22 protein-coding genes are annotated in these 18059 nt (G+C 64.6%); 8 read left to right on the top strand and 14 right to left on the bottom strand.

The features are described 5' to 3' along the window. Positions 1–150 precede the first annotated feature (150 nt). The 3 genes from rpsD to H2509_RS11265 all read left to right on the top strand — a co-directional run bounded on the left by rpsD (position 151) and on the right by H2509_RS11265 (position 3248). Entirely contained in the window at positions 151–768 is a 618-nt protein-coding gene (gene rpsD / locus H2509_RS11275) for a 30S ribosomal protein S4 (RefSeq protein ID WP_182165280.1), read from the top strand. A gap of 153 nt (positions 769–921) precedes the next feature. Next, entirely contained in the window at positions 922–1866 is a 945-nt protein-coding gene (gene ttcA / locus H2509_RS11270; RefSeq protein ID WP_182165746.1) for a tRNA 2-thiocytidine(32) synthetase TtcA, read from the top strand. A gap of 101 nt (positions 1867–1967) precedes the next feature. After that, positions 1968–3248, top strand: a complete 1281-nt coding sequence (locus H2509_RS11265) for an Hsp70 family protein (RefSeq protein WP_182165277.1) — start codon at positions 1968–1970, stop codon at positions 3246–3248. Between the two features lie 22 nt (positions 3249–3270). Here H2509_RS11265 and H2509_RS11260 read toward each other — a convergent pair whose 3' ends face one another. The 5 genes from H2509_RS11260 to H2509_RS11240 all read right to left on the bottom strand — a co-directional run bounded on the left by H2509_RS11260 (position 3271) and on the right by H2509_RS11240 (position 8264). Then, entirely contained in the window at positions 3271–3567 is a 297-nt protein-coding gene (locus tag H2509_RS11260) for an antitermination protein (RefSeq protein ID WP_182165275.1), read from the bottom strand. Positions 3568–3783: 216 nt separating this feature from the next. Then, positions 3784–4116 carry a Grx4 family monothiol glutaredoxin gene (gene grxD / locus H2509_RS11255; protein WP_182165273.1) on the bottom strand — a complete coding sequence of 111 codons (333 nt, stop codon included), beginning with the start codon at positions 4114–4116 and terminating at the stop codon, positions 3784–3786. Between the two features lie 63 nt (positions 4117–4179). After that, a complete protein-coding gene (locus tag H2509_RS11250; protein ID WP_182165270.1) occupies positions 4180–4413 on the bottom strand; it encodes a BolA family protein in 234 nt (77 codons plus the stop codon). 76 nt (positions 4414–4489) lie between these two features. After that, complete coding sequence (gene purL / locus H2509_RS11245) at positions 4490–6700, bottom strand: phosphoribosylformylglycinamidine synthase subunit PurL (RefSeq protein WP_182165268.1); 2211 nt, start codon at positions 6698–6700, stop codon at positions 4490–4492. Positions 6701–6809: 109 nt separating this feature from the next. After that, positions 6810–8264: an aminotransferase-like domain-containing protein gene (locus tag H2509_RS11240; protein WP_182165266.1), complete on the bottom strand. Its 1455-nt coding sequence runs from the start codon at positions 8262–8264 to the stop codon at positions 6810–6812. An 88-nt stretch (positions 8265–8352) separates the two neighbouring features. Here H2509_RS11240 and H2509_RS11235 point away from each other — a divergent pair, with 88 nt between their 5' ends. Then, complete coding sequence (locus tag H2509_RS11235) at positions 8353–8604, top strand: hypothetical protein (RefSeq protein WP_182165264.1); 252 nt, start codon at positions 8353–8355, stop codon at positions 8602–8604. A 140-nt stretch (positions 8605–8744) separates the two neighbouring features. Further along, positions 8745–9662, top strand: coding sequence for a lipid kinase YegS (yegS, locus tag H2509_RS11230; RefSeq protein ID WP_182165261.1), 918 nt, complete (start codon positions 8745–8747; stop codon positions 9660–9662). A 13-nt stretch (positions 9663–9675) separates the two neighbouring features. Here the strand turns inward: yegS and H2509_RS11225 are convergent, their stop codons facing one another. Further along, complete coding sequence (locus H2509_RS11225) at positions 9676–10767, bottom strand: enolase C-terminal domain-like protein (RefSeq protein ID WP_182165258.1); 1092 nt, start codon at positions 10765–10767, stop codon at positions 9676–9678. 84 nt (positions 10768–10851) lie between these two features. After that, positions 10852–11388, bottom strand: coding sequence for a peroxiredoxin-like family protein (locus tag H2509_RS11220; protein ID WP_182165255.1), 537 nt, complete (start codon positions 11386–11388; stop codon positions 10852–10854). Between the two features lie 211 nt (positions 11389–11599). Here H2509_RS11220 and H2509_RS11215 point away from each other — a divergent pair, with 211 nt between their 5' ends. Next, entirely contained in the window at positions 11600–12385 is a 786-nt protein-coding gene (locus H2509_RS11215) for a helix-turn-helix transcriptional regulator (protein ID WP_209001914.1), read from the top strand. A gap of 5 nt (positions 12386–12390) precedes the next feature. Here the strand turns inward: H2509_RS11215 and purQ are convergent, their stop codons facing one another. The 4 genes from purQ to purC all read right to left on the bottom strand — a co-directional run bounded on the left by purQ (position 12391) and on the right by purC (position 14357). Next, positions 12391–13065 (bottom strand): phosphoribosylformylglycinamidine synthase subunit PurQ, encoded by a 675-nt coding sequence (purQ, locus tag H2509_RS11210; protein ID WP_182165250.1) that lies wholly within the window; start codon positions 13063–13065, stop codon positions 12391–12393. Between the two features lie 21 nt (positions 13066–13086). Continuing rightward, complete coding sequence (locus H2509_RS20800) at positions 13087–13194, bottom strand: phosphoribosylformylglycinamidine synthase-associated small membrane protein (protein WP_213085655.1); 108 nt, start codon at positions 13192–13194, stop codon at positions 13087–13089. Between the two features lie 9 nt (positions 13195–13203). Beyond that, on the bottom strand, positions 13204–13443 hold the full coding sequence (purS, locus tag H2509_RS11205) for a phosphoribosylformylglycinamidine synthase subunit PurS (protein ID WP_182165248.1): 240 nt from the start codon (positions 13441–13443) through the stop codon (positions 13204–13206). Between the two features lie 116 nt (positions 13444–13559). Beyond that, positions 13560–14357, bottom strand: coding sequence for a phosphoribosylaminoimidazolesuccinocarboxamide synthase (purC, locus tag H2509_RS11200; protein WP_182165245.1), 798 nt, complete (start codon positions 14355–14357; stop codon positions 13560–13562). A gap of 484 nt (positions 14358–14841) precedes the next feature. Between purC and H2509_RS11195 the strand changes: the two genes are divergently transcribed. Both H2509_RS11195 and H2509_RS11190 read left to right on the top strand, forming a co-directional pair. Further along, positions 14842–15165, top strand: a complete 324-nt coding sequence (locus tag H2509_RS11195; RefSeq protein WP_182165243.1) for a DUF1476 domain-containing protein — start codon at positions 14842–14844, stop codon at positions 15163–15165. A gap of 212 nt (positions 15166–15377) precedes the next feature. Further along, positions 15378–16151 carry an HpcH/HpaI aldolase family protein gene (locus tag H2509_RS11190; protein ID WP_182165240.1) on the top strand — a complete coding sequence of 258 codons (774 nt, stop codon included), beginning with the start codon at positions 15378–15380 and terminating at the stop codon, positions 16149–16151. A 48-nt stretch (positions 16152–16199) separates the two neighbouring features. On the opposite strand, the gene H2509_RS11185 is transcribed toward H2509_RS11190, so the two are convergent. The 3 genes from H2509_RS11185 to H2509_RS11175 are packed head-to-tail and all read right to left on the bottom strand — an operon-like array spanning position 16200 to position 17965. After that, positions 16200–16901, bottom strand: coding sequence for an SCO family protein (locus H2509_RS11185; protein WP_182165238.1), 702 nt, complete (start codon positions 16899–16901; stop codon positions 16200–16202). Next, positions 16898–17485 carry a hypothetical protein gene (locus H2509_RS11180; RefSeq protein ID WP_182165235.1) on the bottom strand — a complete coding sequence of 196 codons (588 nt, stop codon included), beginning with the start codon at positions 17483–17485 and terminating at the stop codon, positions 16898–16900. The genes H2509_RS11185 and H2509_RS11180 overlap by 4 nt, the downstream gene beginning before the upstream one ends. Positions 17486–17500: 15 nt before the next feature. Next, positions 17501–17965 (bottom strand): hypothetical protein, encoded by a 465-nt coding sequence (locus H2509_RS11175; RefSeq protein ID WP_182165232.1) that lies wholly within the window; start codon positions 17963–17965, stop codon positions 17501–17503. Positions 17966–18059 lie beyond the last annotated feature (94 nt).

Genomic DNA, 18059 nt, shown 5'->3' with positions numbered 1-18059 from the left:
ACGGTCCGCCGTGCTTTTTTACGCACCCGCGGATCCTTGGGCGGCGCTGTTCGGTCCAAGGTCCTGTCGTCTCGAGAAGGCTCGTTCCTTCAAGGGGAAAGGAGGGCGCGTTTCCTTTAAATCGAAGAACAAACGCGAAGGAAACCGCGAATGTCGAAGCGCCATAGCGTCAAGTACAAGCTCGATCGCCGCATGGGCGAGAATATCTGGGGCCGCCCAAAGTCCCCGGCCAACCGCCGCGACTACGGCCCGGGCCAGCACGGCCAGCGCCGCAAGGGCAAGCTCTCCGACTTCGGCGTGCAGCTGCGCGCCAAGCAGAAGCTCAAGGGCTACTACGGCGATATCTCCGAGAAGCAGTTCCACAAGGTCTACGTGGAAGCCTCCCGCATGAAGGGCGACACCTCGGAGAACCTGATCGGCCTGCTCGAGCGCCGTCTCGACGCCATCGTCTACCGTGCGAAGTTCGTTCCGACGGTCTTCGCCGCGCGCCAGTTCGTCAACCACGGCCACGTCAAGGTCAACGGCCGCCGGGTCAACATCCCGAGCTACCGCTGCAAGCCGGGCGACGTGATCGAGGTCAAGGAAAAGTCCAGGCAGATGGCTCTGGTGCTGGAAGCCGTCCAGCTCGCCGAGCGCGATGTGCCGGAATACATCAACGCCGACCACAACAAGATGGTCGCGACCTTCTCCCGCGTACCGCAGTTCTCGGACGTGCCGTACCCGGTGCAGATGGAACCGAACCTCGTGGTCGAGTTCTATTCGCGCTGATAAGGCCGCGATAGCGACTGTCCAAAGGCCGCTCGAAAGAGCGGCCTTTTTCTTTTGAGGGGAGGAATGGCCGGCTTGCCTCCGGCGCCCCGCTCGGGCATGGTGCCGCCCCATTCGCCCCTTTCCGATCCGTTCGAGGACGACGACAAGGCCATGACCGACGCGATTGCCGCCCTTGGCACCGACGATGCAGTGGACGATGGTTGCCCGCCGCTGCTCAGGCAGGCACCGTCCTCCGTCGAGTTCAAGAAGCTCCGCAAGCGGCTCCTGCGCGAAACGCGGCAGGCGATCGACGATTACGGCATGCTGCCCGCCGACGGCCGCAAGCCGAAATGGCTGGTCTGCCTGTCGGGTGGCAAGGACAGCTATACCCTGCTCGCCGTGCTCATCGACCTGAAGTGGCGCGGCCTGCTGCCCGTCGATATCGTCGCCTGCAATCTCGACCAGGCGCAGCCGGGCTTCCCGAGCCATATCCTGCCGGAATTCCTCGATCGCCACGGCATCGAAAAACGCATCGTGCGCGAGGACACCTATTCCATCGTCACGGCGAAGATCCCGTCGGGCAAGACCTATTGCTCGCTCTGCTCAAGGCTCCGGCGCGGCATTCTCTATCGCATCGCCCGCGAGGAGGGCTGCGAGGCCGTGGTGCTGGGGCACCACCGCGAGGATGCGCTGGAAACCTTCTTCATGAACCTCTTCCACGGCGGGCGTCTGGCGGCGATGCCGCCGAAGCTCGTCAATGACGAGGGCGACCTGATGGTGCTGCGCCCGCTCGCCTATTGCGCCGAAACCGACATCGCCAGATACGCCCGTGCGATGGAATTTCCGATCATCCCCTGCGATCTCTGCGGCAGCCAGGACGGCCTGCAGCGGGCGGAGATCAAGAAGATGCTGGAAGGCTGGGAAAAACTGTCTCCGGGCCGCCTCGGCATCATGGCGCGCGCGCTTGCCCATGCGCGGCCCTCGCATCTCCTGGACCGTGCGCTTTATGATTTCGCCAACCTCAGGCCGGGTGAAGCCCGCGCGGAAGGCGGCGAGGGCGAGGAAGCCTGCGGGGCCGGGCTTGCCATGATGGGCAGGCTGTTCGCCGCCGAATAACAAACGAACGCAATCAGGACCTTCCAGCCGGATGGCGACTGTCGTCCGGAGAAAGGTTCTTTCGTCTCATGATGCAAATGACTCGACCGGGACCCTCAGCCATGTCCGCCAGCCCGCCTTGTGGCATCGATTTCGGTACGTCCAATTCCACGGTGGCCCTTGCCGAGGGAACGTCCTCGCGCCTGCTGGCGCTCGAGGGCGACAGCGTGGTACTGCCGAGTGCGATCTTCTTCTCCTTTGAGGAAAACGACATCCGCTTCGGCCGCGAGGCGGTGCGCCATTATGTGGAAGGCGTGGAGGGCCGGCTGATGCGCTCGCTGAAGAGCGTGCTCGGCACCCAGGCGATGGGGGAAAAGACGGCGATCAAGGCGCAGCGCTGGAGCTTTGCCGAAATCATCGGCCTGTATCTCAAGGAATTGCGCCGCCGCGGCGAAGAAGCCTGCGGCGTGCCGCTGGAACAGGTGGTTCTCGGCCGTCCGGTCTTCTTCATCGATCGCGACGAGGTCGCCGACCGCCGCGCGCAGGACGAGCTTGAGGCGATCGCCCGCGATGCCGGCTTCAGGGAGATCGAGTTCCAGTTCGAGCCGATCGCCGCCGCGCTCGACTACGAGCGGCAGGTGACGGGCGAGGAACTGGCCGTCATCATCGACCTTGGCGGTGGCACATCGGATTTCTCCATCGTGCGCGTGAGCCCGGAACGGCGCAGGCGGGCCGACCGGCGCGAGGATATTCTCGCAAGTTCCGGCGTGCATGTCGGCGGTACGGATTTCGACCAGCTGCTCAGCATGCGCAAGGTGATGCCGGAACTTGGCCACGGGACACCCGCGCGCGACGGCAAGCGCGACCTGCCGAGCTGGGCCTATTTCGAGCTCGCCACCTGGCACCGCATCAATTTCCTCTACACGCCGCAGGCGGCGCAGATGCTGAAGGAACTCAGATACGACGCCAGCGAACCGGAGCGCGTGCAACGGCTGATCGACCTGGTGGAGGAACGGCTCGGCCATGCGCTGGCGGGCGCGGTGGAAGGGGCGAAGGTCGGCCTGTCGGCAAACGACGACTACCGCATGCACTTCGGCCTGATGAACGGCAGTCTCGACATCGCGTTCAGCCGCGGTGAACTGGAGGGAGCGATCGACGGCGCCGTCACGCGCGTCGGCGCGGCGCTGGACGAATGCCTGAAGCTTGCCGGGGTGGGCGAGGCGGAAATCTCCACAGTCTTCCTGACGGGCGGTTCGGCGTCGATCCCCTTTGTCCGTCAGTCGCTGACGGGGAAGTTCCGCGAGGCACATGTGGTGCAGGGCGACGTCTTCGGCAGCGTCGGCTCGGGCCTCGCCCTCGACGCCAGACGGAAATTCGGCCGGGCTCTGGCGGCGGCGGAATAGGGTGCTGCTATCGGCGTAGTGGTCAGTGCGCCGGGATCAGTCCCTCGGACCCGCCCATCGGCTGGTTGCGCACCAGGATGACGAGGCCTTGCGTCGGGGCGGGTTTCCTGTTCGCCGCCAGGCCGCCATGGGCGCGGCAAAGCTCCTTGGCGCTCAGTCCGTTCGAGGGGGCGAAGACCGTCAAGGCCGTGCACTGGATCTTGCGCAGCTTGGGGTCGCGTTCATCGGCGAGGCCGACATAGGCGAAGCTTGCGATAGCGACGGCGGCGAGGGTGCCCAGGCGCCCCATCCGTCTGCTTTGCCTGCCTGTGCCCATCATGCCACCCTCCCGGTCTCGCCCCGCAGGCCAATCGCGCGGGGGATGTGGGAATGGAGAATGGCGGCCGACTGATGACGGGACGCTGAAACCGGCATTCATCCCGGATTCAGGTTAAGTGATTCGCGACGTAATGCCGAGTTTTCATGCAGTAGCCGAAATAAAAACGGGCGCACCGGAGGCCGGTGCGCCCGTCCAATACTGTATCTTTTGTCAGGCTCAGGCAGTCTGCGAGGTCTCGATGCCTTTCTCGGCGAGCATCGACTGCAGTTCCTGGTTCTGGAACATTTCGCGGATGATGTCGCAGCCGCCGACGAACTCGCCCTTCACGTAGAGCTGCGGGATGGTCGGCCAGTTGCTGAATTCCTTGATGCCCTGACGGACTTCGTCGTCGGCGAGCACGTTGACGCCCTTGTAGGGAACGCCGACGTAATCGAGGATCTGCACGACCTGGCCGGAAAATCCGCATTGCGGGAAGGTCGGCGTGCCCTTCATGAAGAGGACCACGTCGTTGGTGTCCACCTCATTCCTGATCCAGTCCTGAACGCTCATTTCATCCTGTCCTTTCGTTGCGCCGGCTCAAGTTCCGGCGAGCGAGGTATCTTGCGTCTATTTTTATTCCGGCGCGGAAGTTTGCAAGGCCAGAGCGTGCAATTCGCCGCCCATCTTGCCCTTCAGGGCCTGAAAAACCATCTGGTGCTGCTGCACGCGGCTCTTGCCGACAAAGGCCTGCGACACGACGACGGCCGCATAATGGTCGCCATCGCCGGCGAGGTCGCGTATCTCGATCTTGGCGTCGGGCAGCGCCTCCCGGATCATCGCCTCGATCTCCCGTGCATCCATCGCCATGTGGTTCTCACCTTTCCTGCAAATCCTGCAATGTCGGGAAACCTCGCGCAATTGCGCGGAATCCCGGCGAATCCCGTCAGTGACCCGCCATGTAAGCCGGGAACCAATTGTCGTGGGCTTCGCTCAAGTTTGCAATGGATATGGAGAGAATACCCTCTACAGTCAAATCGCTACCGCCGACCGAGCCGATCTCCTCGGCCGCAATGCCGGCGTCAATCGCGTCCTCCAGCAGGGCGGACGCAGCGTCCGCCGAACAGGTAACCACGTAGCGGGCCTGATCCTCGCCAAAGAGCCATGCATGAGCGGGACCATACGCCTTGAGGGTGGCGCCGATGCCGCCGGCCATTGCCATTTCCGCGACGGCGACGCCGAGCCCGCCTGAGGAAATGTCGTGCACGGCCGTCACGCGGCCGGAACGGATGAGGCTGCGAATGAAGGCGCCGTTGCGCTTCTCCGCCTCCAGGTCGACGGGCGGCGGCGCGCCTTCCTCACGGCCGAGAATGTCGCGCAGATAGGCGGTCGCGCCGAGATGCGTGCCCCCGCCGCCAACGAGGATGACGACGTCCCCCTCATTGGCGAAGGCGAGGCTTGCCCGGGCGGTCACGTCATCCAGCAGGCCGACGCCGCCGATCGCCGGCGTCGGCAGGATCGCTTCGCCCTGCGTCTCGTTGTAGAGCGAGACGTTGCCGGAAACGATCGGCATGTCGAGCGCGGTGCAGGCAGCGCCAATGCCTTTGATCGCGCCGACGAACTGGCCCATGATCGCGGGCCGCTCCGGGTTGCCGAAATTGAGGTTGTCGGTGGCGGCCAGCGGCTCCGCGCCGACGGCGGTCAGGTTGCGCCAGCATTCGGCGACCGCCTGCTTGCCGCCCTCGAACGGGTCGGCTTCCACGTAGCGGGGCGTCACGTCGACGGAAAAGGCAAGGCCCTTGCGGCCGGTTCCCGCATCGCCTGCAACGCGGATGACACCTGCGTCACCGCCCGGCGTCGCGATGGAATTGCCCTGGACTAGCGTGTCGTATTGCTCGTAGACCCAGCGGCGCGAGGAGCCGTTGGCATTGCCGACCAGCGTGCGCAGCGCCGCCGCGTAGTCCGAGGGCTCGGCAATGTCTTCGGCGTCAAGCAGCGGACGCTTCGCGCTTTCCGCCCAAGGGCGATCGTATTCGGGCGCCTCGTCGCCAAGTTCCTTGATCGGCAGGTTGGCGACTTCCTCGCCCTGATGCAGGATGCGGAAGCGCAGGTCGTCCGTGGTATGGCCGACGATGGCGAAGTCCAGGCCCCACTTGCGGAAGATGGCTTCCGCTTCTTCTTCCTTTTCCGGCTTCAGGACCATGAGCATGCGCTCCTGGCTCTCGGAGAGCATCATTTCATAGGCGCTCATGTTCTCTTCGCGCACCGGCACCTTGTCGAGATCGAGCTCGATACCGAGGTCGCCCTTGGCACCCATTTCGACGGCCGAACAGGTGAGGCCGGCTGCGCCCATGTCCTGGATGGCGATGACCGCGCCGGTCGCCATAAGCTCCAGGCAGGCCTCCAGCAGGCATTTCTCGGTAAAGGGATCGCCGACCTGAACGGTCGGGCGCTTCTCCTCGATCGTCTCGTCGAATTCCGCGCTCGCCATGGTGGCGCCGCCCACGCCGTCACGGCCGGTCTTGGCGCCGAGATAGACGACCGGAAGGCCGACGCCCTCGGCCTTGGAATAGAAGATCGCGTCCGTCTTCGCGATGCCGGCGGCAAAGGCGTTGACGAGGCAGTTGCCGTTGTAGCGGGCATGGAACTCTACTTCGCCGCCGACGGTCGGCACGCCGAAGGAATTGCCGTAGCCGCCCACACCCGCAACGACGCCGGCCACCAGATGGCGCGTGCGCGCGTGATCCGGGGAGCCGAAGCGCAGCGCGTTCATCGCCGCGACGGGGCGTGCGCCCATGGTGAAGACGTCGCGCAGAATGCCGCCCACGCCCGTCGCCGCGCCCTGGTAGGGCTCGATATAGGAGGGGTGGTTGTGGCTCTCCATCTTGAAGACCACGGCCTCGCCGTCGCCGATATCGACGACGCCGGCATTCTCGCCCGGGCCCTGGATGACGCGCGGCCCCTTGGTCGGCAGCGTCCGCAGCCACTTCTTCGACGACTTGTAGGAACAATGCTCGTTCCACATGGCCGAGAAGATGCCAAGCTCCGTGAAGGTCGGCTCGCGGCCGATCAGGTCGAGAATGCGGTCGTATTCGTCCGGCTTCAGGCCATGGGCGGCGATGAGTTCGGGCGTGATCTTGATGTCGTTGGGGATCATTGGGCGTGCGGACCCTCGGGCTGAGGCGGAAAGCGATGGACGTTTCCGCGCCCGTTTAGCAGATGGTTTGACGGAAGGGAATTCCCGCGCCGACTGCCAGGGTCAAAGATCACGCATAGCTGTCGTAGCCGGCGGCGGGTTCCGCCAGCAGCCGCCGGATCGTCTCGAAGCCGTGCCGGATTTCTTCCGCGGAGCCGGGCGCGGAAAAGCCGATACGGAAGCGGTGATAGGCCCGGTCGCTGCGCAGCGGCTTGAACTCGTCCTCGTCATCGACCAGCACGCCCTCGCGCCGGGCGGCCGCCTTGAAGGTGCCCGACAGCCAGGGATCCGGCAGCTTCATCCAGAGGAAGGGGACTTCCGGATTGGAGCGGAAGTCGAACCCGGCAAAGACCTTGCGTGCCAGAGCTTCCCGCTCCGCCAGCGTCTGCTTGGCGCGGTCGCGGATATCGTCGGCAGCACCCGAAAGGACAAGGCGGGCGGCAAGTTCGGCAAGCAGGTAGACGATGCCGCCGCCGGTAAGCTTGTGCGCCGTCAGGACGCGGTGGACATAAGGTTCGGGACAGGACACCCAGCCGCCGCGCACGCCGGCGGATACCGCCTTCGACAGGCTGCCGACATGAAAGGTGCGCTCCGGCGCCAGGGCTGCGAGCGGCGTGGTCTGCCCGGATATCAGCGCGCCATAGACGCCGTCCTCGATCAGCCAGACATTGTAGCGGCGCGCGATCTCGACGATGGCGCGGCGGCGTTCGCCGGAAAGCACGGCGAGCGTCGGATTGTGCAGCGCCGGCATCAGGAACAGCATCTTGGGATGCTGCTGGGCGCACAGCCGCTCGAACTCCTCCGGGATCATGCCGTTTTCGTCGCAATCCACCGCCACGCTGCGGCGGCCGAGCAAGCCTGCCGCCCTGGAAAAGGAACAATAGGTAAGGCTCTCGAAGGCGATCCGGTCGCCCGGCGCGGACATGGCCGACAAAACGGCGACGATGCCGGCATGGGCGCCGATCGTCGGGACGATCGATTCGGGCGCCGGTTGCCAGCCGCCGCAGGCAAGCCAGCGGGCACCCGCCTCCAGCCAGCCGGGGGGATGGGTGCGCGAATAGCTGGCGATTTCCTGCGGGTGCTCGGTGGAGATCTCGTGCATCAGTCGGTCGAGGATGGCCGACTGGCCGACATCGGGCGCAGCCGAACTGTCCATGCGGATCTCGTCCGGCTGCGGCAGGTAGATGCGGGTGCCGGCAAACTCCACCGGCGCCTGTCCCGAAACCGCATAGTCCGACCGCGCCGGGATCGCCGCCGCCTCGCGGGGAACTGACTGCGGGTTGCGATCCAGCACGTAGGTGCCGCGCCCGACCTCGCCGCTGACGAGGCCGCGCTCGCGCGCCAGCGCGTAGGCGCGCCCGACCGTGCCGATGGTCACGCCGATGTCGTAGGCAAGGTCGCGCTGGGGCGGCAGCTTCGCGCCTGCTCCAAGAATGCCGGTAGCGATGTCCTGCTCGATGCGATCCGCGAGGCGGACATAGAGGGGAGCCGTGCCCTCGTCGAGACTGGGTAGCCAATTTGTCATGGTGACAATTTTCTATATTGCGACAATTCGGGAGTCAATGCATCTATTCACGAGGGAGGCAATTGGGGCAATTCGTGGAGTGTCTGCCATGGGTATGGGTACAATTGATACAATCAAGGCGCATGACCGCGAGTTCTGCACGGGTACGATCGCAGCGGCGGATGAAACGGCAAGGACAGGCGGTTCGTTTGTTGCAGCGGTCCTCGCGCGCCTTTTGAAAGGCTTTCGAGCGCGGCGCAACAGCGCGCTCCTCAACGAACTCACGGCGGCGCAGCTTGCGGATGTCGGTCTGAGGCGCAATCCGCTGACCGGTCGTTACGAACGCAATCCCGAGGTTTGAGCCTCCCCGGCCTTTGGCAGGCGGCCTGCAGCCTGCTCGACTGGCCCGCTCGCAGCTGACCCCGGCGGCGAGCGGGTCCCTTGTATAGCCCGGCTCGCGTGCCATGTTCTTACCGTCGGCTTTTCAATCGGGACGGTCTGGTGTCGCAACGGCGCAATCTCTTCCTCATCCTTCATGGCAAGGCAGCGCAGCGTGACGATCTGCGCGATGCTGTCGCACGGCTGCGCGCCAAGGGGGTCGGCATCGAGGTGCGCGTCACTTTCGAGGAAGGCGATAGCCGCCGCCTGACCGGGGAAGGGATACGGCTTGCCGAAGAGGGCAGGATCGATACCATCGTTGCAGGCGGCGGCGACGGCACGCTGAACGAGGTGATCGGCGCGGCCCTGGCGAAATCCGCCGCGCCGCCCTGCAGCTTCGGTCTGGTGCCGCTCGGCACGGCCAACGACTTCGCACACGGCACCGGCATCCCGCTTGCCAGCCCCTATGCCGCCCTTCGTCTGTGCGTCGAGAGCGAGCCCGTGCCGCTCGATGTCGGGGAAGCCGACCGCCGGCTCTTCGTCAACCTGATGACGGGAGGGGCGGGCACAAGGGTAACCGTCGAGACCGACCCCGTGATGAAGAAGCTGATGGGCGGGGCGGCCTATATTTTTACCGGCGTGAGCAGGATCGGCGAATTGCGCCCCTCGGCGGGCTCCTTCAAGGCTGACGATTTCAGCTGGGAAGGGGAATTTCTCGCCATGGCGATCGGCAATGGCCGGATGGCGGGCGGCGGCATCGAGCTCTGCCCGCAAGCGCGCCCGGATGACGGCCTGCTCGACCTGATGATCCTGCCGGCGCTGACGGGCGCCGATATCCTCGAAACCCTCTCCGCCATTACCCGCAACGGCCTGGGCGAGTTGCAAAACCGCATCGTGCGGGCACAGGCGCCGGAATTCCGTGTGGAAAGCGAGGAACCGCTCGACGTCAATTTCGATGGCGAACCGGCCGCCGAACGGGTTTTCGACGTGAAGGTCCGCCCGGGCGCGGTCCGGTTCCACCTGCCGCGCGCCAAGTCCTGATGCCCGACAGACCCTAGATCAGGTTGCGGGCAACCGCCTTTTCGTCCCAGGCGATGCCGATGCCGGGCCCGCGCGGGACGACGCAGCCGTCGGTCACCGGCAGCGGTTCGGTCAGGATCGAGCCGGCGAAGTCGAGATACTCCAGGTAGTGCGGATTGGGGGTGACGATCTGCACATGGGCGGATGTCTCGATGAAGAGGTGTGTCGAGACCGGCAGCGAGGCGACCTGGGCGATACCCATCGCCTTCAGCCAGCCCGTAACGCCGCCCATCTTCATCAGGTCCGGCATCACGAGATCGCTGGCGCCCGCGTTGACGGAATTCGCCATGCCTTCGGCGAACCACCAGTTCTCGCCGGTCTGGATCGGCACGGGCGAGCGCTCGCGCACGGCGGCGTGGCCAGCCAGGTCTTCCGCGGGAACCGGCTCCTCGATCCACGCGATGTCGTAGCCGGCTATGGCGTTGATGCGCTCCAGCGCGTCCGTCACGTTCAGCGACTGGTTGTAGTCGACCATCAGCCTGACGTCCGGCCCGATCATCTCGCGCACGGCCCGGACGGTCTCCACATCCAGCGCGACCGAACCGATGCCGAGCTTGATCTTGATCGCCTTGAAACCCTGTTCCAGCGAACGCTCGATGGACGGCGCATCGCGCCGGGGATCAACCACGCCGTAGCTGTCATAGGCCGGCACCGATCGGGGAATTCCGCCGAGCAGGGTGACGAGGAGCGAATTCTTCGATTTCGCCAGAGCGTCCCAGAGCGCCATGTCGACGCCCGACATCGCCATGCCGACCAAGCCCTGCTTGCCGAGCAGGCGGAACAGCCGCTCCATTTTCTCCATCACCGCGACGGGCGCGACGGGCTCGCCGACGAGGTGCGGCGCAAGGTCGTCGAGGAAGGCGACAAGCGCCTTCAGGGTCAGCGGCGTGTAGGCAAAGAGATAGCTCGACCCGGTGACGCCGCCGCTGGTCTCGATGTCGATCAGGACCAGCGGTGCCTGCGGTATCTCCCCGGACGCAGTCTTGATCGGGCGGGCAAGGGGCGCCTTCACCGCACGGGCCCTGAGGCCGGTGATGGTGAGGGCCGGTTCGGCGAATGCGCTCATTGGGACGGTGCCTCCGGCAAGAACAAAAAAGGCCGCCGGACAAGGTATCCGGCGGCCGGCAATCAGCAAAGGCTTCCGGCCTGCTCAGACGGCGCCGGTATATTCGCCACGGGCCGGGTAATCGACCTTCTTCACGAAGTCGAGCGACGGCAGCATGTCCTTGAACACAGGGCGCGAGAACGGCATCGTCTGCACCGATCCGAAGTAGAGCGTGTGGTCCGGCTTGACGAAGAACAGGCCCGGCTCGGAGAACAGCGCCGGCTCGTCGATACCGATCGAGGTCGGGCCGCGGCTGGTGGAGATGTAGAGACCCCACTTGCGAGCTTCGGCGAGCGGCAGGCCATAGCCGACCGGCAGGGCGTTGAGGTCGGCGCGCTTGACGAATTCCTCGGCCCGCTCCTTGGTGTCGGAGGAAATGGCGATCGGGTGAATGCCGCGCTCCGCGAAATCCGGCATCAGCCGCTGCAGTTCCTTCAGATAGGTGGCGCAGATCGGGCAGTGCAGGCCGCGATAAAAGACGACAAGCGTGGCGAATTCCGGCGTCTGCGCCTGCAGGTCGAAGGTGCCGTGGGCGAGCGTTTCAATCTTCAGAGCCGGAACGGCCTGACGGGGGATCAGCATGGAACTCTCCTGCACAAATGACATTCGTTAAGCCGACGAGCGCAGGGCTGACACGCGCTCCGCCAGCAATTGCCGGATCATCGCAATCAGTGACGATCGACCATCCGGAAAAACGCCCGGACGGCTGGCTTCCGGCGAAGAGTTATCGTACATTGCGCAAAATACCATTCTTGTTTCTTGCTTCTGCGTTCCGATGCCGCGAGTGTGAATGATGAGCCCCAAACGAGGAATCGACCGGCTGTCCGCGCTGATCGACCGCTTCCGCATCCGCGCTTTCGTGGCGCAGGGGCCGGAAGATCCGATCAGACCCAATCTCTTCCTCGTCTCCAATGCCTATTGCAGCAAGGGCACCGGCATGGATGAACTGGTGTTTCGTCCCCGAGGCGAGGCGGAGGGTATCGACATCGACGCCGTCGTGGTGGCCGCCCGGGTGGAACTGGGCGGCGAGGGAGCGCCGTTGGCCCTTGCCCTGCCAAGGGAAGTGCGGGTCGATCTCTGCCAGGCGCCGGCGCTGGCGGCTGTCGCGACCGTTTTGCGCGACGAGGTGGAAAGCCCGCGCTGCGGCCATCAGGCGGCGGTGGACAGGCTCTGCGAAGTGGTGGTGATCCGCCTGCTGCGCCATGCGATTGCTTCGGGCAATGCGGGCGGCGGACTGATCGCAGGCCTTGCGCATCCGCAACTTGCGCTGGCTCTGGTCGCCATGCACGAGGCGCCTGAACGCGCCTGGCGGCTTGAGGACCTGGCCGAGGTTGCCGGCATGTCGCGCACGGTGTTCGCCACCAACTTCCGCGAGATCGTCGGACAGACGCCGGGCGCCTATCTCGCCAACTGGCGGCTTATCGTGGCAAGGCAGGAGATTGCGGGCGGGTTGCCGCTGAAGACGGTGGCCGGCCGGGTCGGCTTTTCAAGCGCGGCGGCTTTTACCCGGGCCTATCAGCGTGCCTACGGTCATCCGCCGCGCGAGGATCGCAAGGCGATGCTTCAAGCCGCCGAATAAGGGCGTCAGGCTGCTTCGGTCAGGCCGGCGACGCCTTCGAACAGCGTGCGGCCGTCAATGCCGCCCTGCAGCGGTTCGACCAGGTTTTCCGGGTGCGGCATCATGCCGAGCACATTGCCGCGCGCGTTCAGCACGCCGGCGATATGGTTGACCGAACCGTTGGGGTTGGTGCCGTCCGCATAGCGGAACGCCACCTGGCCTTCGCCTTCGATGCGGGCGAGCGTCTCGGCATCGGCGAAATAGTTGCCGTCGTGATGGGCGACGGGGCAGCGCCAGACCTGGCCCTGCGTGAAAGCGCGGGTGAAGGCGGAGGTCCTGTTGACCGTCTGCAGCTTCACTTCCCGGCAGACGAAGGTGAGGCCGGCATTGCGCATCAGGGCGCCGGGCAGGAGACCGGCTTCCGTCAGCATCTGGAAACCGTTGCACACGCCAAGCACCAGCACGCCGCGCGAAGCCGCGTCGCGTACCGCGTCCATGACCGGGGAGCGGGCGGCAATGGCGCCGGCCCGCAGATAGTCGCCATAGGAAAAGCCGCCCGGCAACACCACGAGATCCACATCCGGCAGGCTCGTTTCCGTATGCCAGACGGAGAGCGGCGCCTTGCCCGTCACAAGCTCCAGCGCCTTCATCATGTCGCGCTCGCGGTTGGAACCGGGGAAGGTGATGACGGCTGATTTCATTTTGGCTGGTCCCGTGGGTCGTCAAACCAGAAAGAGGGCGGCAAGAGCGGCAAGAACGGCCGGAAGGAGGATGAAGACGGCGGCCTTGGCAAGCAGGAAGCGGATTGCCCGGGCGCTGTCCTCGTCCATCTCGAAGCCTCAGACGATCTCGATCGCGTAATTCTCGATTACCGTGTTGGCGAGAAGCTTCTCGCACATCTCGGCGAGGTCGGCTCTGGCCTGTTCGGCCGAGCGGCCCGAAAGTTCGATGTCGAAGACCTTGCCCTGGCGGACATGGCCGACGCCGGCAAATCCGAGCGCGGCGAGGCCGCCCTCGATCGCCTTGCCCTGCGGATCCAGAACGCCGTTCTTCAGGGTGACGGTCACGCGTGCTTTCATGGAGATCACTCGGCTTTCGGTAAGACGTAGCGGCAGTTCGATGTGCGCTGCTCAATACAGCGATCCGCCAAAAAGGAAAAGGCCGCTTTTCAGCGGCCTTGCCCGATTGTTGTGCCTTATTTCACCAGCACGGGGCCGGTACCGGCCGGCCGGTCGTTGTCGTTCAGGATGCCGAGCCTGCGGGCGACTTCCTGATAGGCTTCCAGCATCCCGCCCATGTCGCGGCGGAAGCGGTCCTTGTCCAGCTTGTCGTTGGTCTGGATGTCCCAGAGGCGGCAGCTGTCGGGCGAGATCTCGTCGGCGACGACGACCCGCATCAGGTCGCCTTCATAAAGGCGGCCGCATTCGATCTTGAAATCGACGAGGCGGATGCCGACGCCGAGGAAGAGGCCGGACAGGAAGTCGTTGACGCGAATGGCGAGCGCCATGATGTCGTCGAGTTCCTGGGGCGTCGCCCAGCCGAAGGCCGTGATGTGCTCCTCGGAGACCATCGGGTCGCCGAGCTCGTCGTTCTTGTAATAGAACTCGATGATGGAGCGCGGAAGCTGCGTGCCTTCCTCGATGCCAAGGCGCTGCGACAGCGATCCGGCGGCAACATTTCGCACCACCACTTCCAGCGGGATGATCTCGACTTCGCGGATCAACTGCTCGCGCATGTTCATGCGGCGCAGGAAATGCGTCGGAATGCCGATCGCATTGAGGTGGTTGAAGACGAATTCGGAGATCCGGTTGTTGAGAACGCCCTTGCCGTCAACAATCTCATGCTTCTTGTTGTTGAAGGCGGTGGCGTCGTCCTTGAAATGCTGGATCAGCGTTCCAGGCTCGGGACCCTCGTAAAGGATCTTGCCCTTACCTTCATAGATGCGCCGGCGGCGATTCATTGGCACGTACCGTGTTTTCGAGAGAAAATCCATGTTCCAGCAGGAACTCCGCGTTGGGATCCACCGCGGGCGGGAGGGACGCCAGGCGGTGAAGGATCGATCGGCCCCCACTTTCGTGGCGCGGAACCTACACGATCAGGGGGCAAAGCACAATCATCGCCGGAAACGACCTGCAAGCCCGCGCTGCGCCGCTTTAACGCAGCGGCAACAGGTCTTCGGCAATGCTCCACATCCTGGCGCGCCGCCGCCCTGCCATTGTCATGATATCGCGTTGATTTGGCCGCGCCTTGGGGATATGCAATGCCGCGATCAATGCCCATATGTGAATGGGGGCCTTCCCTGGCTTTTCGCAGCATGCGTGGGTCAGCAGCCATCCTTGAGCGTCATTGAGACGTGCAAGGGGGGCAGCTAATCTCGATACTGGAAGCTGTGAGTCCATGGCGGCGGTTGCAGGCGAAGAGCGCGAAGAAATCCCGACAGGTTCGGGCTTAGTGGTGATCAGGCAGGAGACGAGCTCATGAGCACATTCGACAAGCGTGAAGAGGCTTTCGAGAACAAATTCGCGCATGACGAAGAGTTGCGCTTCAAGGCGATGGCACGGCGCAACAAGCTGCTCGGGCTTTGGGCTGCCGACAAGCTCGGCCTCGACGCGGAGAAGGGCGAGGAATATGCGAAGTCGGTCGTTCGCGCCGATTTCGAGGAGCCGGGCGACGACGACGTCTTCCGCAAGATCCGCAAGGATTTCGACGATGCGGGCGTCGACCAGTCCGACCACCAGATCCGCCGTACCATGGATGAACTGCTGCAACAGGCGGCCGAGCAGATCCAGAAGGAAGGCTGAGGCCTTTCCGGCCAATTCATGAATTCCTGCCGGACGGGCCTGCCTGTCCGGCGGGGATCGCTTTCGCGACAGGAAAGCGCTCGGGAATCAAATTCTTGGACCATCTCCTTGTCGTCGAGGCGATTCCGCTTTGACGGATTATGTTCCAGGCGCTTTGATGGGCTCCCTTCGGCCCCAATATCAGTGATGATACCAGCCTGGATACAAGCTCAATGACAACTCCCCGCGTGACGCTCGCCAGCCGCCTTCGTTCCGGCGAAACCATCGTGACCGCCTGGTCGTCGCTCGCGGTGCCGATTCTCGGCGAACTGATGGCGCGCGCCGGCTACAAGGCGGTTGCGCTCGACATGCAGCACGGCATGCATGACGTGGCTTCGGTGCGCGAGGGTATCCTGTCGGTCGTGGCCGGAGGCGGGCACCCGATGGTGCGGCCGCCGGTCGATGAATTCGCGACCGCCTCGCGCGCGCTCGATCTCGGCGCGGAGGCCGTGATCATGCCGATGGTGAATTCCGTCGACGATGCGCTGGCGCTGGTCGCGGCGACCAAGTATCCGCCGATGGGCGCGCGCAGTTGGGGGCCGCATCGCGCGGCGACGCTCGCAGGCCTGCAGCCGCCGGCCTATTTTTCGTCCGCCAACGCCGATACGCTCGCCTTCGCGATGATCGAAACGCCGGCCGCTCTCGAAGCCCTCGACGATATCCTGGCGCTCGACGGTATCGACGGCGTCTTCGTCGGCCCGGCCGATCTCTCGCTTACGCTGAACAATGGCACCGCGGTCGATCCCAAGGGCGAGGCCTGCCTGGAAGCCTGTGCGGATATCGCCAGGCGTGCGCGGGCCGCGGGCCGTCTGGCCGGCCTGTTCTGTATCGACGCCGATCACGCCAGGGCAGGCATGGCGATGGGATACCCGTTGCTAGCGCTGGGCATCGATGTCGGCCTGGTGACCGCCGGTGCGATGGAGATGCTGAAAAGCATCGGGGAATGACGTGCAACGGGCATCCGCCCGATCGGCGGATGCCCGAAATGCCGCCGCTCAGCCCGAGACGTAGCGTTCGAAGATCCGCGCCATATGCTCCGAGCCATAGACCGGAGGCAGGATCGTCATGAGCTTGGAATCCGGCCCGATCAGGTAGACAAGACTGCCATGGGCGTAGATCGCCCCACCTTTTTCGTCGTGGCCGACGATCTCATGCTCGACCTGGAAATCATCCCAGACCTTCTGCAGCTCTTCCTTCGAGCCTGTGAGGCCGATCAGGCGCTCGTGCCAGCGCGGCAGGGCCTTCTTCATGGCCTGCGGCGAATCGCGGTCGGGATCGACGGTAATCATCACCGCATCGATCTTGTGCCCGCCCTCGTCGAGGATATCGAGCGCCCGGGCGATGTCGGGAAGCACTGCCGAACAGACCGATTCGCAGTTGGCGTAACCGAAGAAAAGCGCGATCGGCTTGCCCTTGAAATCGGCTTCGGTAACCGCGCGCCCGTCCTGGTCCGTCAGCTTGAAGCGGGCTTCCAGGGCGATCGGGAAGGGCAGCGCGGGCCCGAGATCGGGCAACTGCGGGCTGGCCGCAGGCGCCGAAGCATCTTGTGCAGCCGCCGGTGTCTGCCCGGCGTCAGGCGACGCCGCACCCGGGAGGGCCGCCGTCCTCACTAGAACGGCGATGTCCTCGCGGGCAAACTGATCATAGGCAAATGCAGCCGCGACCCCGAGGGCCGCCGCAGCAAGCCAGCGGATCATTGCGGGTTTTCCTCCAGGTACTTCTTGTCGACCTCATGGCCGATGCCGAAATAGCCGGTTCTCTCGATCTCGGCCTTCACGCCGGGATCGCGGCGGAACCACGGGCCCTTGCCCTGGGCTTCAGGATGCTTTTCCTCCCAGGCCTTGCTGAAGAGGTTCGCCTTGGCGAATTCGTCGGCATCGACCGGCTTGATGGTCTGGACCATGAAGACTTTCGCCGTCAGGCCCGGCGTCAGCTCCGGATCGCCGATCAGCAGGCCGTCGACTTCCACATGCTGGCCGCAATAGGCGGCAAGATCGACAGTCGCGCCCGAGAAGATCGGCTGGCCGTTCTTGTTGGCGAGCACGACGGCATTGTCGGCGTCGCGGATCAGGACCATCTGCCGCTCGCCGCCGCCGCAATCGTCGGGGCAATCGCCGGTCAGGGCGCAAAGGCCGTCGGTCACCTTGGCGGTGAAACGGGCAGTCTCCTCGCCGAACAGGTTCCAGGGCTTGGCCTGGCTGTTGGCGGAGAACTTGCCTTCCTCGGCAAGCGCCGGAACGGCCATCAGCAGCGCGGCCGCCGTCATCAGAAGCTTCTTCATAAGGATGACCTCGCCTTACTGCTTGGGCTGCGCGAAGGGCGGCACGAAGCCGTAGTCTTCGTGATTCTTGTAGACGATGCCCTCGTCATTCACGATGTTCTCGACGAGGATATAATTGATCCCGTCACGCTCGTAATGAACGCCGTCGGCGGTCAGGCGGTGGCTCTGCACCGAAAGCAGGCTGGTACCGTCGGCAACGTTGGAATTGCCCTTCCACTTCAGCACCATGTAGACCTTGCCGTCATCCGCGAGGATGCCGACCGGGATGCCGCCCGCCGCGCACCACAGCGCGCAGGTGTGGTGCGACGTGCCGGTCACCGCCTCCGGCCCGCCCATGACGCCGGAGAAGTAGCACCAGCTGTCGATGACCTCGCCTGTCACCTGCACGCGCTCGCCTTCGGTGGCTGCGGTGGCCGGGGCGGTGATGGCCGTCGCGGCCGTGAATGCGAGTGCTGCGCCCGCCAGCAACGTTTTCAGCATGTCTGTCTCCCACGTTAGCTGCCGAGAGACTGCGGGAAATACCACTGACAGACCACTCAACTTTTCGTGGGAAACCCAAGGAATCCGCGGCGTT

Origin of the sequence: Stappia albiluteola (genome assembly GCF_014050225.1) — a bacterium.
In the GTDB taxonomy this organism is placed as follows: domain Bacteria; phylum Pseudomonadota; class Alphaproteobacteria; order Rhizobiales; family Stappiaceae; genus Hongsoonwoonella; species Hongsoonwoonella albiluteola.
This window is presented reverse-complemented; position numbering and strand designations above follow the sequence as displayed.

What these genes read in the sequence shown, in the direction of transcription:
- H2509_RS11190 (WP_182165240.1), top strand. Translation starts at nt 15,378, where the DNA reads ATGACAACTCCCCGCGTGACGCTCGCCAGCCGCCTTCGTTCCGGCGAA.
- H2509_RS11185 (WP_182165238.1), bottom strand. Translation starts at nt 16,901, where the DNA reads ATGATCCGCTGGCTTGCTGCGGCGGCCCTCGGGGTCGCGGCTGCATTT.
- rpsD (WP_182165280.1), top strand. Translation starts at nt 151, where the DNA reads ATGTCGAAGCGCCATAGCGTCAAGTACAAGCTCGATCGCCGCATGGGC.
- purL (WP_182165268.1), bottom strand. Translation starts at nt 6,700, where the DNA reads ATGATCCCCAACGACATCAAGATCACGCCCGAACTCATCGCCGCCCAT.
- ttcA (WP_182165746.1), top strand. Translation starts at nt 922, where the DNA reads ATGACCGACGCGATTGCCGCCCTTGGCACCGACGATGCAGTGGACGAT.
- H2509_RS11240 (WP_182165266.1), bottom strand. Translation starts at nt 8,264, where the DNA reads ATGACAAATTGGCTACCCAGTCTCGACGAGGGCACGGCTCCCCTCTAT.
- H2509_RS11265 (WP_182165277.1), top strand. Translation starts at nt 1,968, where the DNA reads ATGTCCGCCAGCCCGCCTTGTGGCATCGATTTCGGTACGTCCAATTCC.
- H2509_RS11195 (WP_182165243.1), top strand. Translation starts at nt 14,842, where the DNA reads ATGAGCACATTCGACAAGCGTGAAGAGGCTTTCGAGAACAAATTCGCG.
- purS (WP_182165248.1), bottom strand. Translation starts at nt 13,443, where the DNA reads ATGAAAGCACGCGTGACCGTCACCCTGAAGAACGGCGTTCTGGATCCG.
- H2509_RS11215 (WP_209001914.1), top strand. Translation starts at nt 11,600, where the DNA reads ATGAGCCCCAAACGAGGAATCGACCGGCTGTCCGCGCTGATCGACCGC.
- H2509_RS11180 (WP_182165235.1), bottom strand. Translation starts at nt 17,485, where the DNA reads ATGAAGAAGCTTCTGATGACGGCGGCCGCGCTGCTGATGGCCGTTCCG.
- H2509_RS11250 (WP_182165270.1), bottom strand. Translation starts at nt 4,413, where the DNA reads ATGGCGATGGATGCACGGGAGATCGAGGCGATGATCCGGGAGGCGCTG.
- H2509_RS11220 (WP_182165255.1), bottom strand. Translation starts at nt 11,388, where the DNA reads ATGCTGATCCCCCGTCAGGCCGTTCCGGCTCTGAAGATTGAAACGCTC.
- purQ (WP_182165250.1), bottom strand. Translation starts at nt 13,065, where the DNA reads ATGAAATCAGCCGTCATCACCTTCCCCGGTTCCAACCGCGAGCGCGAC.
- H2509_RS11260 (WP_182165275.1), bottom strand. Translation starts at nt 3,567, where the DNA reads ATGATGGGCACAGGCAGGCAAAGCAGACGGATGGGGCGCCTGGGCACC.
- H2509_RS11175 (WP_182165232.1), bottom strand. Translation starts at nt 17,965, where the DNA reads ATGCTGAAAACGTTGCTGGCGGGCGCAGCACTCGCATTCACGGCCGCG.
- grxD (WP_182165273.1), bottom strand. Translation starts at nt 4,116, where the DNA reads ATGAGCGTTCAGGACTGGATCAGGAATGAGGTGGACACCAACGACGTG.
- H2509_RS20800 (WP_213085655.1), bottom strand. Translation starts at nt 13,194, where the DNA reads ATGGACGAGGACAGCGCCCGGGCAATCCGCTTCCTGCTTGCCAAGGCC.
- H2509_RS11235 (WP_182165264.1), top strand. Translation starts at nt 8,353, where the DNA reads ATGGGTATGGGTACAATTGATACAATCAAGGCGCATGACCGCGAGTTC.
- purC (WP_182165245.1), bottom strand. Translation starts at nt 14,357, where the DNA reads ATGGATTTTCTCTCGAAAACACGGTACGTGCCAATGAATCGCCGCCGG.
- H2509_RS11225 (WP_182165258.1), bottom strand. Translation starts at nt 10,767, where the DNA reads ATGAGCGCATTCGCCGAACCGGCCCTCACCATCACCGGCCTCAGGGCC.